The 12,626-nt window shown below is 37.8% G+C and carries 13 protein-coding genes and 1 tRNA gene; 7 read left to right on the top strand and 7 right to left on the bottom strand.

Translation table 11 applies throughout. The annotated features are described in order from the left end of the window. Positions 1-48: 48 nt before the first annotated feature. Positions 49-576, bottom strand: coding sequence for an inorganic diphosphatase (locus HC176_RS09165; RefSeq protein ID WP_167917899.1), 528 nt, complete (start codon positions 574-576; stop codon positions 49-51). A 175-nt stretch (positions 577-751) separates the two neighbouring features. Here HC176_RS09165 and HC176_RS09170 point away from each other — a divergent pair, with 175 nt between their 5' ends. Continuing rightward, complete coding sequence (locus HC176_RS09170) at positions 752-2,989, top strand: M1 family metallopeptidase (protein ID WP_245234866.1); 2,238 nt, start codon at positions 752-754, stop codon at positions 2,987-2,989. A 39-nt stretch (positions 2,990-3,028) separates the two neighbouring features. Here the strand turns inward: HC176_RS09170 and murA are convergent, their stop codons facing one another. The 3 genes from murA to HC176_RS09185 form a co-directional block, all read right to left on the bottom strand. Beyond that, positions 3,029-4,339 (bottom strand): UDP-N-acetylglucosamine 1-carboxyvinyltransferase, encoded by a 1,311-nt coding sequence (gene murA, locus HC176_RS09175; protein ID WP_167917900.1) that lies wholly within the window; start codon positions 4,337-4,339, stop codon positions 3,029-3,031. Positions 4,340-4,344: 5 nt separating this feature from the next. After that, positions 4,345-4,986, bottom strand: a complete 642-nt coding sequence (locus HC176_RS09180) for a DUF4290 domain-containing protein (protein ID WP_167917901.1) — start codon at positions 4,984-4,986, stop codon at positions 4,345-4,347. A gap of 67 nt (positions 4,987-5,053) precedes the next feature. Continuing rightward, on the bottom strand, positions 5,054-5,347 hold the full coding sequence (locus tag HC176_RS09185) for a DUF493 family protein (RefSeq protein WP_167917902.1): 294 nt from the start codon (positions 5,345-5,347) through the stop codon (positions 5,054-5,056). Between the two features lie 88 nt (positions 5,348-5,435). Between HC176_RS09185 and HC176_RS09190 the strand changes: the two genes are divergently transcribed. The 5 genes from HC176_RS09190 to HC176_RS09210 all read left to right on the top strand — a co-directional run bounded on the left by HC176_RS09190 (position 5,436) and on the right by HC176_RS09210 (position 10,017). Continuing rightward, on the top strand, positions 5,436-5,975 hold the full coding sequence (locus tag HC176_RS09190; protein ID WP_167917903.1) for an AAA family ATPase: 540 nt from the start codon (positions 5,436-5,438) through the stop codon (positions 5,973-5,975). Between the two features lie 2 nt (positions 5,976-5,977). After that, positions 5,978-7,882: a RecQ family ATP-dependent DNA helicase gene (locus HC176_RS09195; RefSeq protein ID WP_167917904.1), complete on the top strand. Its 1,905-nt coding sequence runs from the start codon at positions 5,978-5,980 to the stop codon at positions 7,880-7,882. Positions 7,883-7,927: 45 nt separating this feature from the next. Next, positions 7,928-8,875: a methionyl-tRNA formyltransferase gene (gene fmt / locus HC176_RS09200; RefSeq protein ID WP_167917905.1), complete on the top strand. Its 948-nt coding sequence runs from the start codon at positions 7,928-7,930 to the stop codon at positions 8,873-8,875. A 187-nt stretch (positions 8,876-9,062) separates the two neighbouring features. Beyond that, on the top strand, positions 9,063-9,335 hold the full coding sequence (locus tag HC176_RS09205) for an HU family DNA-binding protein (protein ID WP_167917906.1): 273 nt from the start codon (positions 9,063-9,065) through the stop codon (positions 9,333-9,335). 121 nt (positions 9,336-9,456) lie between these two features. Next, positions 9,457-10,017: a YqgE/AlgH family protein gene (locus HC176_RS09210; protein ID WP_167917907.1), complete on the top strand. Its 561-nt coding sequence runs from the start codon at positions 9,457-9,459 to the stop codon at positions 10,015-10,017. On the opposite strand, the gene HC176_RS09215 is transcribed toward HC176_RS09210, so the two are convergent. Then, entirely contained in the window at positions 10,014-10,856 is an 843-nt protein-coding gene (locus HC176_RS09215) for an aminotransferase class IV (protein WP_167917908.1), read from the bottom strand. The two genes, HC176_RS09210 and HC176_RS09215, sit on opposite strands and share 4 nt — an antisense overlap. 62 nt (positions 10,857-10,918) lie before the next feature. Continuing rightward, positions 10,919-11,311, bottom strand: coding sequence for an START-like domain-containing protein (locus HC176_RS09220; RefSeq protein WP_167917909.1), 393 nt, complete (start codon positions 11,309-11,311; stop codon positions 10,919-10,921). A gap of 132 nt (positions 11,312-11,443) precedes the next feature. Here HC176_RS09220 and HC176_RS09225 point away from each other — a divergent pair. After that, positions 11,444-11,517: transfer RNA gene (locus HC176_RS09225), tRNA-Met, on the top strand. 654 nt (positions 11,518-12,171) lie between these two features. Here HC176_RS09225 and HC176_RS09230 read toward each other — a convergent pair. Then, the gene (locus HC176_RS09230) at positions 12,172-12,597 is read right to left on the bottom strand and encodes a heavy-metal-associated domain-containing protein (RefSeq protein WP_167917910.1); all 426 of its coding nucleotides are present in this window, start codon (positions 12,595-12,597) and stop codon (positions 12,172-12,174) included. Between the last annotated feature and the right edge of the window lie 29 nt (positions 12,598-12,626).

The raw sequence follows: 12,626 nt of genomic DNA on the forward strand, positions 1-12,626 counted from the left end.
ATTTAAGATGGCTTAATAAAATTCTAATATGTTTGAGAATATAATAATCTAGATGGTGAACGTTCGCTTTTTCTTGTGTTCACTTTCATCGTAGCGTTGTACACATTCGTGGTAAATCTTTCTAGCTTCCTCAGCATTTCCCCAGCCACCAACATCAACTTTCTTTTCTTCCAAATCTTTATAAACTTGGAAAAAATGCTCGATTTCCTTTAAACGGTGCGGGTTCAAATCAGATATATCACTACGGTGACTCCAAACCGGATCGGAAACGGGTACACAGATTATTTTTTCATCCGGACCTTTTTCATCTGTCATATGGAACACACCTATTGGGCGCACTTCCATAACCACCATAGGATAAGATGGCTCGGTTGACAATACCAAAACATCCAATGGGTCTTGATCTAAAGCCAAAGTTTCAGGAATAAATCCGTAATCGCCAGGGTACATCATCGATGAAAACAAGGTTCTATCGAAACGGATTTTATGCAATGTAAAATCGTATTCGTACTTATTTCTACTTCCTTTAGGGATTTCAATCAAGACATCAAATGTCAGTTTATCTTTCTTTGCCATATTTTGTTTCTGTTTTGGGTTGCAAATGTAAAGAACGCTTAATCTTAAAACAACAAAAAGCAGTACGTTTTGTCCGTTTTTTCAATAATATAACACGGATTTAACCAAAAGGAACATTTTCGCCTTGAATGAACAATTATTTCATATCTTGTGAGAGACTAATTCAAATAATTATATGATGATACGATTACTACTCTCGGTACTTGTAGCAGCTTACTTTACCTCTATTTTAAATGCACAGAACCAAACTTGGCAGGGTAAATTTGAACCTATAGACCGCCTAATTGCCCCACCAAACACCTACAGAACCGCTAGTGGAGCACCTGGAAAAGCCTATTGGCAGCAACGCGCCGATTACCATATTATGGTAACACTCAATGAAACAAACAACACCATTTCGGGCGAGGAAACCATTACTTACTACAACAATTCGCCTGACGATTTAAGTTATGTTTGGGTTCAGTTGGAGCAAAACGTCAATAAAAAAGGGAACGAAGATTTTGGCACTATAAACAACAACATCGAGGACGGCATGAGCACCCGAAAAATGCAGTTTCTTACCCGAGCCATTGATTTTCCTGCAGGCTACTCTATTAAATATGTAAAAGATAGCGATGGAAAACCGCTAAAGACCTTGGTAAACAACACCATGATGAAGGTGAAACTGAACAAAACACTCAAATCAGGTGAATCAGCCCAACTTTCCATTTCGTGGTCTTACCACATCACCGATCGTAGTTTGTTTTTATTGTCTCGCGAAGGTTACGAATATTTCCCTGGAGACGACAACACCGTTTACCTGATGGGGCATTGGTTCCCCAGAATGGCGGTTTATAACGATACCGAAGGCTGGCAAAACCAACAATTTCAAAAATTGGGTGAATTCGCTTTGGAATTCGGAAATTATCACGTTGAAATCACCGTACCCGAAGACCACATTGTTGCTTCAACCGGCAAACTTATAAACCGCGAAGACGTTCTTACAAAAACACAATTAAAACGCTTTAAATCGGCGGAAAAATCGTTTAACAAACCCGTAATGATTGTTACCGAAGAAGAAGCTATTGCGAATGAGAAGCAAAAATCGACCAAACAGAAAACATGGAAATTTAAGGCTGAAAACGTTCGCGATATTGCTTTTGCCTCGTCACGCAAATTTCTGTGGGATGCCCAAGCTGTAAAACTCCCCACCAACACAGCAATGGCAATGTCGTTTTACCCCAAAGAAGGCTTACCAGTTTGGCAAGAGGAATCGACCAAAGCCATTAAACATGCTTTAGAAGTATACTCTGAAGCGACTTTCGATTACCCTTACCCCGTTTGTATTTCCGTGAACACATCGAACATTGGCATTGAGTTCCCCATGATAAGTTTTAACGGAGGAAGACCCAAAAACGGCAAAATTACCGATGTCGCCAAACAACGCATGGTAAGCACGATAATACACGAGGTAGGCCATAATTGGTTCCCGATGATTGTGAGTTCAGACGAACGGAAATGGATGTGGATGGACGAAGGCCTTAATACCTTTTTGCACCACAGAACACTCGCCGAGCGCTACCCGAGTTTTAACAGGTACACCCCAAAAACCATTATCCCTTTTATGAGTGGCGACAAAAGTATTTTACGCCCTATTATGACTACTTCAGATAATGAGTTGTTCAATCAATTTGGCATGAATTTTTATGTAAAACCCACCGTTGGTCTGCAAATGCTAAGAAACTCCATTATTGGAAAAGAACTGTTTGATGAAGCCTTTAGAGAATATGCCAACCGTTGGAAATACAAACACCCCAACCCCGCAGATTTGTTCAGAACACTGGAAGATGCCACCGCCACCGATTTAGACTGGTTTTTTAGAGGATGGTTTTTTACCACCGACCATGTTGACATGGAATTAAGCAATGTAAAATGGTTTAAGGTTTTTGAAGAAGAATCGAATATTGAAGACCAAAAAGGAACTTCGAAAAGTAAAATTGCCACTACCGAAAAAAGCAGCGAAACGGTTACCGAAGATTTCTCAAATGGCCCAGAAATGATTACCGTTGCCAATACGCCCGACAAAAACTACGGTCAGTTTTTATCCCGTTTGGACAATGATGCCGTTCGAAAAGAACTTGCGGGCAAAAACATTTACGAGCTTACCATTAAAAATATTGGCGGTTTGGTTATGCCGGTAACCATTGAATGGATTTTTACCGATGGCACCACCGAAACTGAAACCTTGCCCGCTCAAGTTTGGCGAAGAAATGAATATGAAATCACCCCTACGTTTGTGAAAAACAAAGCAGTTGCCAAAATTAATTTAGACCCGAATTTTGAATTTGCTGACACCAACAGCATGAACAATAGTTTTCCTAAAACAGAATCAAAATCTGATTTTGATACTTTTAAAAACCGGAAAAAGGAATAATTCGAAAAATAAGAGAAGTAAAAAAAAGGATAGATTATTTTAATCTATCCTTTCTATTTTTGCACCAATGGCACGTAAGCGTTCGTCTATATTTTCGTAACCACGGTCTATCTGTTCTATGTTTTGAATGGTTGATGTACCCTTTGCTGAAAGCGCGGCAATCAATAAGGATACTCCTGCACGGATATCAGGCGAGGTCATGGTGGTCGCTTTTAACGTTGATTTAAAATCGTGACCAATAACAGTAGCTCGATGTGGATCGCAAAGAATAATTTTTGCGCCCATATCAATTAATTTATCGACGAAAAACAGTCGGCTTTCAAACATTTTTTGGTGCACCAAAACACTGCCTCGTGCCTGTGTGGCCACCACTAAAATAATACTCAACAAGTCTGGTGTAAACCCAGGCCAAGGTGCATCGGCAATGGTTAAAATAGACCCGTCGATAAAACTTTGTATTTCGTAACCATCGGTATGCGCCGGAATATAAATATCGTCGCCTTTTCGTTCTACCGTTATACCCAATTTTCTGAACGTTTCAGGAATAATTCCCAAATCTTTCCACGACACATTGGTAATAGTAAGCTCGCTTTTAGTCATCGCTGCCAAACCTATCCAACTTCCAATTTCAATCATATCGGGCAACATGGTGTGCTCGGTACCTCCCAAACTTTCCACACCGTCAATAATCAACATATTCGAGCCTACTCCACTAATCTTGGCCCCCATTCTATTAAGCATTTTACACAATTGCTGTAAATAGGGTTCGCAGGCAGCGTTGTAAATGGTGGTTTGTCCTTCGGCCAACACAGCAGCCATTAAAATATTGGCGGTTCCTGTTACCGAAGCTTCTTCAAGGAGCATGTACGTTCCTTTTAGTTTTTTCGCTTCAACCCCGTAAAATTGTTCCTCCCGACTGTAACCAAATTTAGCGCCTAATTTTATTAAGCCTTCAAAGTGGGTATCCAATCGGCGACGACCAATTTTATCACCTCCGGGTTTTGGAATATAGCCTTTCCCGAATCGTGCCAACAAGGGGCCAACAATCATAATCGACCCGCGTAAACCACGGCCGTCTATTTTAAATTGATCGGATTCCAGATATGCTAGGTTTACATCATCTGCTTGGAATGTATAACTACCTTTTTGAAGTTTTTCAATTTTCACCCCCAATTTGCGTAACAAATCGATAAGCTTATTAACATCAACAATATCGGGAATGTTATTTATGGTAATTTTTTCTGGGGTAAGCAGTACAGCACATAATATTTGGAGGGCTTCGTTTTTGGCACCTTGTGGCTGAATGCTTCCTTTTAACTGGTGCCCGCCTTCAATTTTAAATACTCCCATATCGATTAGTAACGCTTACGTTGACGATTGCTTCCTTTTTTGTGATGGCTTTTTTTCCCACCAGAATATTTGCTTTTACTACGCATTAAACTCGACGCGTCTGACAGGTCTTCCTCTGAATTTTTCAGATTAATTTTTCCTCCGGAAAGCTCAAATAAATGATCGTAAATTACATCGTCTTCAACCGTGTCTTTGTTCCAATTTAAGAAACACTTTTTCATGTGGTTGGCAATGGTATAGATCAACGCTTCTTTTAAATCGCCATCGTCCCAAGTATTGGCCACATCAATCATGGTTTTAATATTGTTTCCGTAAAAACGGTATTTCGGATGATTTTGTGGGTATTTTAGTGGCTCTGGTCGCTCTTCAAAAAGTTCCTTTGTTGGCTTTTCATAAGGCGAATCGACATCCAATTCGAAATTGGACATGATAAACAACTGATCCCAAAGTTTATGTTGAAAATCGGGTACATCACGTAAATGCGGTTGCATATTACCCATAACCGAAATAATGGCCTTGGCCACTTTATTACGTTCTTCTTTACTTTCAATGGCTTTGGCGTAATTAATCATTTTTTGCATGTGGCGCCCGTATTCCGGAATGATTAAATGTTCACGCTCTGTATTGTATTCTAAATTATCGATCAAAATTAAAATGTGTAGAAATTAATGGTTTGCATGTAGTTATTATGCCTGTGCAAAATACAAAAAATAATTAAAGACTGATGACACCTTCTACTTTTTCTGCAACCTCTTTGTACTTTGTAATTACCGCATCTGGATTTTTCATCCTAACATTTATCGAAACACTAGTGTATTTGCCGTTTTTAGATTCGGTGGTACTGATCACGGCACCCAAATTATTGAAAAGATTTTCAATTTGTTTTATTTTTGCCGTATCGGAAATTACGATAAACTTATAAAGATATTCTGAAGGCCACATTGCCGTATCCTGCAACTGGGCCTTTAATTTTTTATAAAATTCTTCTGAATTTGGAGCTGTTCCCATAGCTTTGTTTTAGACGGCAAATATACGTTTTCCTTTCTATTTTTTTTATAATAGTTAAATTCCGATTTTTACAGCAAATATAGGCACATTGAACACAAAAAAAATTGTTATTACCGGAGGGCCAGGAACGGGCAAATCGACCGTAATCAATAACTTGATAAGCAACGGCCATAACTGCATGGAAGAAATTTCGAGGCAGATTACCCTCGATGCCCAAAAAAAAGGTATTGATCAACTGTTTTTAACCGAACCCTTACTGTTTAGCGAACTGCTTTTAAAAGGACGGCAAAAGCAATTTATTGATGCCGATATTTACAAAAACCAAACCGTTTTTTTTGATCGGGGCATTCCAGATGTGCTAGCCTATATGGACTATATCGGCGACACTTATCCACAAACCTTTGTTGACGCTTGCAAAAATACCAAGTACCATCAAGTATTCATATTAAAGCCATGGCGCGAAATTTACACCAGCGACAACGAACGCTACGAAAGTTTTGAGCAAGCTTTAAAAATACACGACCACCTTATTAGTGCCTACAAACGGTTTGGCTACAATTTAATTGATGTGCCTTTTGGTACGGTAAACCATCGTACCGAATTTATATTAAATGCCTTAGAACAGTAGCCATGGAGCACCCCATTAACATATTGGAACGTTATTGGAACTTCACCTCCTTTAGGGCGCAACAGGAAGACATCATTAACTCGGTAATACATGGCGAAGACACCTTTGTATTGATGCCTACTGGTGGCGGAAAATCGCTATGCTTTCAAATTCCTGCTTTGTCAAAACCTGGTATTTGTATTGTTATCTCGCCTTTAATTGCTTTAATGAAAGACCAAGTGCAAGCGCTAAAAGATAAAGGCATAAAGGCCATGGCCATAACCAGCGGTATATCTTACAATCAGCTCGACACGCTTTTAGACAATTGTATTTACGGCAAGTATAAATTCCTTTACCTGTCGCCCGAACGTTTACAGCAAGAATTGGTGCAAGACCGGATTCGGCAAATGAACGTGAATCTAATCGCAGTAGATGAAGCTCATTGTATCTCGCAGTGGGGTAGCGATTTTAGGCCAGCTTATAAAAATATAGCCTTATTGCGGCAATTACGCCCAAGCGCCAATGTGGTGGCGCTTACGGCTTCGGCACGTCCTGAGGTAGTCGAAGATATTGTTCACGAACTTGATTTTATCAATCCTAAAATATTCAAAACATCGTTTGCTCGCCCAAATTTGGGATACATGGTGCTCAACGAAAACGATAAACACTACAGGCTGGAATCTATTTTAAAAAAATACAAAGCCCCTTCTATTGTTTATGTAAGAAACCGAAAACTCACCATTGAGCTAAGTGATTTTTTAAAATCGAAAAACATAAGCGCTACCAGCTACCACGGCGGACTTTCAAACAGTGAAAAGGAAAACAACATGAATTCGTGGCTGCATGAGCAAAGTCAAGTTATGGTGGCGACCAATGCTTTTGGAATGGGAATAGACAAACCCAATGTAAAAACAGTTATCCATTTTAATCTGCCGGAAAGCCTGGAGAGTTATTTCCAGGAAGCCGGTCGTGCCGGCCGAAACGGAGAAAAATCGTTTGCGGTTATCTTAAAAAACGAAAGCGACAAGAATTTGGTGAAAAACCAATTTTTGAACGTGCTGCCCAATGTCGATTTTGTAAAACAAGTGTATCGTAAGCTGTGCGCCTATTTTCAAATTTCGTTTGGTGAGGGCGAATACCAAACCTTCGATTTCGATTTCAACACCTTTTGCAAGACCTATAATTTCAATACACTATTATGCTATAATGCACTGCTTGTGTTAGACAGAAATAGCATCATTTCATTAACTCGCCAATTTCAAAACAAAACAACAGTTCAGTTTATCACTTCCAACCAATCTCTGTTCAGATATTTGGAAACACACCAAAATCTGGACATTGTTGTAAAATCTATTTTACGCCTTTACGGCGGAATTTTCGATCATCCTACAAAAATAGATTTGAGTAAAGTTTCAGAAAAAGCATCCATAAGTCAAGCCACAATAATAAAAGGATTAACGCAGTTGGAGCGCGACGAGATTATCATGCTGAATCTTACCAAAACCGATGCACAAATTACGTTTATCGAACCTCGGGAAGACGATAAAACCATTAACCGTATTGCCAAAACCATCAAACAACAAAACCAGCTGAAGCAGTACCAAGTGGAGGCCATGATTAGCTATATTGAAAACGATTCGGTTTGTAAAAGCGAGCAACTTTTAGCTTATTTTGGTGAGACAGAAACGAAACCCTGCGGTATTTGCTCGGTTTGTACCAAGCCCAACAAAGCAAACAAACCGCAAGATTTAAATGCGATGAAGAAAAAACTTGTCGGCATTCTTGAAAACGGCGAACAACCATCAAGAACCCTTGCCGAAAAATTAGACTGTACAGAAACCGAATTAAAAACAGTTTTAAAATTATTATTAGAACATCAAATTATTAGCATAACACCAACCAATACGTATAAACTAAGTCATTTGTAAAACACCCACGTTAACCCGAACACCAATAAAGAAGCAAGAACAAAGATGAAAGATTTAAGAATTGTATTTATGGGCACTCCCGATTTTGCAGTGGCCACTTTAAAAACACTCGTTGAGAACCATTATAACATTGTGGGCGTGATTACCGCACCCGACAAACCCGCAGGCCGCGGCCGAAAACTTAATGAAAGTGCCGTAAAAAAGTATGCTTTACAGCAGGATTTAAATATTCTTCAGCCCACCAATTTAAAAAGCGAAGATTTTTTAAGCGAACTAAAAGCCTTAAACGCCAATCTTCAAATTGTGGTGGCCTTTAGGATGCTACCTAAAGTGGTTTGGCAAATGCCGGAATTCGGTACCTTTAATCTGCATGCCTCGCTATTGCCCAACTACAGAGGGGCCGCTCCCATTAACTGGGCTATCATTAACGGCGAAACCAAAACCGGTGTTTCCACATTCTTTATTGATGAAAAAATCGATACCGGGGACATGATCCTTCAAGAGGAAATTAATATAGATCCCAATGAAAATGCTGGTAGCCTACATGACAAACTCATGGATATTGGAAGTCAACTGGTACTGAAAACCGTGTCATTGATTGAAAAAGGAAATGTTGAAACGGTTCCGCAAAAAGAAACCGACGACATTAAAACTGCTTACAAACTCAACAAAGACAATTGTAAAATTAATTGGCAGCAACCTGTAGATGCCATTTATAATCATATTCGCGGTTTGAGCCCCTACCCTGCGGCTTGGTGCATTATGCAAAACAAACATGAGGACTACGATATAAAAATTTACAATGCCGAAAAAGAAAATGCGAGCCACAATTTAGAAATTGGAACTATAGTTCGCAGTAAAAAAGAACTAAAAGTAGCTGTTTCAAACGGTTACATTATTATTAAAGATTTGAAACTTCCGGGAAAACGAAAAATGGACGTAAAATCGTTTTTAAACGGTTTCAACTTTAAAGAAAATGCCAAAATGCTGTAAACCCTTATAATTACTGACTTCTATAAAACACCGATGAAATGCCTTTCATTTATTAACAAATGCTTCAAGTTATTAACAAAACAGCGTTTTTCCCTTGCTATTACTTGCATGGTTGCATAATCCGTATAAATTTGTAGAGGATTTAACGAGAAGTTTAACCAATTTATTAATAATTAAATTTTACATCATGAACAAAACAGATTTAATCGATGCAATGGCAGAACATGCAGGAATCACTAAAGCTGCTGCAAAAAAAGCTTTAGAGTGTGCGCTAATTGAAATTGAAGGAGCTTTACAAAAAGGTAACAGAGTTTCTTTAGTTGGATTTGGATCTTGGTCAGTTTCTAAAAGAGCTGCAAGAGAAGGAAGAAACCCTCAAACAGGAGATACTATCAAAATCAAAGCTAAAAACGTAGTAAAGTTTAAAGCTGGTTCAGATTTATCAAATGCAGTAAACTAATTTTTACTCTTTATAAAAAACAGAAAGCCCCCACAAATTGTGGGGGCTTTTTTTATATCTGCTCCAAAGAGTTGTTTTTTTAATAAATAAATATTAGATTTAGTTACTAATTCCTGATATTATGGTTACAACAAAACCCAAAAAAGGAAATTTATTGATTGCCGAACCAGCAATTATTGGCGATGTATCTTTTAATCGCTCCATAGTTTTATTGGCCGACCATTCGCACGAAGGCTCTATTGGCTTTATATTGAACAAACCACTTGAATACAATATTAATGATCTCATTCCTGAAGTTGAAGCCACTTACAGGGTTTACAACGGCGGCCCCGTAGAGCAGGACAATCTTTATTTTATCCATAAAATACCGCATCTTATACCCAACAGTATTGAAATTTCACTGGGCATTTATTGGGGTGGTGATTTCACAAAAGTGGCCGAATTGATAAAAGACCACACCATTAAAGAAACCGACATTAAGTTTTTTCTGGGCTACTCGGGTTGGGAAGCCAATCAATTGGAAAACGAACTCAAGGCCAACTCATGGGTAGTTACCGAAAATGTTTATGAAAAGAACATTATCGAAAAAGATTACGAATCGTTTTGGAAAGAAAAAATGTTGGAGTTTGGTGGTGAATACAGCATTTGGAGCAACGCCCCAGAAAACCCCAGTTTCAACTAACCCAACCTAATCTTTACATTTAGTTTTTGAAGCAGTTGCTTGGCCGTTTCATTACCAAACACTTTTTTTCTGTATTTACTAACCGGTTGTATTCCAGTAATGACATTAGTGATGAAAATCTCATCAGCTTTTTGAAGTTCGAATGGAGACACTGATTCTTCAACCAACTCAAAATCGGGCAAGTTTTTTATTAAGTTGATAAGCTGGGTGCGCATCACCCCTTTTAAGCAACCGTCGCTTAACGGTGGTGTTTTTATGGTATTGCCCTTTACCAAAAACACGTTTCCGTTTAATGCTTCCACCACTTTTTTATCGGTGTTTAGCAAAAAACAATTATTCAGGTTATTTTCATTAGCAAAAACACTTCCCACTACATTCAACACTTTATTATTCGTTTTTAATGTGGAAAGCAAGGAAGGCGATACATAATAGTCTTTAAACAAGTCGACTTCGTAAAAACCATCGTTTATCAAATAGAAATGTTCTGCCAAGCTTTTTGCCGAAATGATATACTCTACTTCGTTCGTTTCCGGAGTGTAGAGTCCGCCCTCACTTCTATGAACACTCAACTTAACCCGCGCAGATTCATTTGAAAATCCATTAACCTCGATGGTTTTTGTAATTTCTTCTTCTAGAAATTCCATCGTGAATGCCATAGGTATTTCCATCCGCAAAATTCGCATAGAGGCCATGAGCCTAAAGTAGTGGTCTTCCCAAAATAAAATTTTTCCGTGGCTTACTTTTATCGTTTCAAAAAGCGCATCGCCATAGGCATAGCCTCTATTTTGAGTTGATAAAATATTATTTTCTGCTGCCAGTGTTCCGTTAAAATTTATCATAAAAAATCCCGCTAAATTAATGTTTCAGCGGGACAAATATAATTCAATTTATACGATTGATGCTATGCCGAGCCCAATACTTGCTTTAAGCTGGATATTTGATTTTCCCAAAGCATTTTGGCTTCTTCAATTTCATCTTCTTCGGCGTAATCGGTAATCATTAACGAAACATCTTTTGTGATTTCGTCTACTTGAATTCTGATTTCAAAATAGTAAGATTGCTCGTCTTCCACATCTTCCATCCACCTAAATTTTACGCGCTCGCCACTTTTCTTATTTAATAATTTGGCCTTTTCTTCACTGCCATCCCATATAAAAGTGAACATTTCGCCTCGCGAGTTTACGTTGTCTGAAAACCATTCAGATAAGCCCGATGGCGTTGAAATATACTGATATAGCAATTGAGGGGAAGCGTGTATTGGGAATTCTATGTCAAATCTAATTTTATCGTCCATGAGTCAGTGTCAAATTTATACTGCCCAATATATACATTAATTGATAAGAATAACAATAATTTTTAAGAATATTTTCTGTGGGTTTGGTTTGGTAACATGGATTTTGTTTTTATATTTGCAGCCACAAAATTAGGCGAGGTAGCTCAGTTGGTTAGAGCGTCGGATTCATAACCCGGAGGTCTCGAGTTCAAATCTCGATCTCGCTACTAGATAAACAAAGAAAAACCCAAGATTTAATGTCTTGGGTTTTTCGCTTATATTCAACATACGGCCGATACCATAAACCTAGTTAGTACGAAGTTTGTTTTCCCAAATGACTTCGACCCTTCTGTTCAATTTTTCTAATTTTTTATTTGTAGAATTTTATTTTAGACTATCATCTATTCTCAGAGCAAAAGTACATATGAAGATAGTAATGACACTCTTGCACATGTATCTTTAAGGATGAAACATTAGTGAAAATTGAAGCCACTTCTTATGCGCTGTTATTAGCATACTCAAAATTATTTTGGATACTATCATCTGGAAACTTTGATGAACTCACATATGCAATAACTGTAATTGAGTTCAAACCACATGAATTTAGTATAGATTCGACACCAATAAGTCTATTTGCTCAAAGCCCTACCTGAATCATCAAAAAGATGCTTTACAAAAATTCTATATTATCTTTTTACAGTTGGGTCATATATCTAACTTCGGATAATACTATTGGTAAAACTCCACGGTTAAAACAAAACTTAAACGACAACAGATAACATCTGTATGCCATATTAAGTCTTGTTCATTACATTTAAACTCCACTAAACCAAAAATTTATACTTAACAACAAATGTAACATCTAAGACATTCTTTAGGAATTAATGATCTTTACTTTTTATTTTATCTGATTGATCCATATTCATTTCGTGGTCGTATTGGCAGCATTCAGGTAAATTGTTGTAAGCCATATTATTAGCTGCCACTTTTTCGGTATCATAACCAGATGCGGCTATTGCCTTATGAATTGCCACAGCACCTGTTTTATCACCATTAAAGGATACATCTATTTTCTTTTTGTCTTTATTCCAGCTTGCAGCAATAACACCTTCTACACTATTGGCTGCTTTTTCAATGGTACTTTTACACATGCCACAGTTACCTCTTACGCCAAAAGATAAATTTGTCATTGTGATTTCTTTTGATACTTCCGTTGTTGTCGCTTCTTCAACTTTTTTAGTTTCTTTTTTACAACTTGTTAATCCGATAGCTGCTATAATAGCTACACTTAAAATTACTTTTTTCATTTTTTAAAAATTTAATTATTGTCTGTGTT

Source organism: Tamlana crocina (assembly GCF_012037625.1).

Excerpts from the sequence above, each read along its gene's own strand:
- HC176_RS09165 (WP_167917899.1), bottom strand. The coding sequence starts at position 576 with ATGGCAAAGAAAGATAAACTGACATTTGATGTCTTGATTGAAATCCCT.
- HC176_RS09170 (WP_245234866.1), top strand. The coding sequence starts at position 752 with ATGATGATACGATTACTACTCTCGGTACTTGTAGCAGCTTACTTTACC.
- murA (WP_167917900.1), bottom strand. The coding sequence starts at position 4,339 with ATGGGAGTATTTAAAATTGAAGGCGGGCACCAGTTAAAAGGAAGCATT.
- HC176_RS09185 (WP_167917902.1), bottom strand. The coding sequence starts at position 5,347 with ATGGGAACAGCTCCAAATTCAGAAGAATTTTATAAAAAATTAAAGGCC.
- HC176_RS09195 (WP_167917904.1), top strand. The coding sequence starts at position 5,978 with ATGGAGCACCCCATTAACATATTGGAACGTTATTGGAACTTCACCTCC.
- fmt (WP_167917905.1), top strand. The coding sequence starts at position 7,928 with ATGAAAGATTTAAGAATTGTATTTATGGGCACTCCCGATTTTGCAGTG.
- HC176_RS09205 (WP_167917906.1), top strand. The coding sequence starts at position 9,063 with ATGAACAAAACAGATTTAATCGATGCAATGGCAGAACATGCAGGAATC.
- HC176_RS09210 (WP_167917907.1), top strand. The coding sequence starts at position 9,457 with ATGGTTACAACAAAACCCAAAAAAGGAAATTTATTGATTGCCGAACCA.
- HC176_RS09215 (WP_167917908.1), bottom strand. The coding sequence starts at position 10,856 with ATGATAAATTTTAACGGAACACTGGCAGCAGAAAATAATATTTTATCA.
- HC176_RS09220 (WP_167917909.1), bottom strand. The coding sequence starts at position 11,311 with ATGGACGATAAAATTAGATTTGACATAGAATTCCCAATACACGCTTCC.
- HC176_RS09230 (WP_167917910.1), bottom strand. The coding sequence starts at position 12,597 with ATGAAAAAAGTAATTTTAAGTGTAGCTATTATAGCAGCTATCGGATTA.